This window comes from Maribellus luteus, from assembly GCF_003576475.1.
Lineage (GTDB): Bacteria > Bacteroidota > Bacteroidia > Bacteroidales > Prolixibacteraceae > Draconibacterium > Draconibacterium luteum.
Genome location: NZ_QWGR01000321.1, coordinates 1 through 508, shown reverse-complemented (window position 1 = coordinate 508; position 508 = coordinate 1). Strand labels below are relative to the sequence as shown.

Here is a 508-nt window from a genome sequence, read left to right as displayed (position 1 = left end):
GACGTGGACAACAGCGCCATCGGAGCCGAATCGGCTCTTGCGCCGTCGCCATGATCGGCGTGCTCGCGTTGTTCGAGCACGCCAATGTCGCCGGCACAGTCTGCAGCCTAACGCGCCAGCCGACTGCTATGGGACGGTGATGGCGACGCGCATTGGCATCCAGGCCTCCATTGCGAATTGGCGCTCTTCTCCGGCTTCCACCACGAGCTCAACGGGCTTTGTCCCGCGCAGAGCTGCATCACCCCCCCGCCTCGAAGAGATCGAGCCGAAACGCAACAGGGAACCGGCCAGGGTTCCTGAGCATGACGACATAGCGCTCCTGCGCCGCCAGAGACTTCACAACGACAACGCCTTTTGCAGTCGACACGTCGTAGACGTCGATCGCAGCAGAAGACATGGGGCTGCCCCCCAAGGTAACCACGGGGTTGTGGGAGGACAACGCGTGATCGAGGTGCAGCACGAAGGCAGATGCAGCCGGAGCGAGTGAGAGACTGGCGACAAGAAGCGC

Annotated in this window: 1 protein-coding gene; it reads right to left on the bottom strand. The window is 63.0% G+C overall.

The window, feature by feature from the left end; genetic code table 11:
• Positions 1-238: 238 nt before the first annotated feature.
• Positions 239-508: hypothetical protein (locus tag D1614_RS26225; protein WP_206610230.1), on the bottom strand; the 270-nt coding region annotated here is incomplete at its 5' end.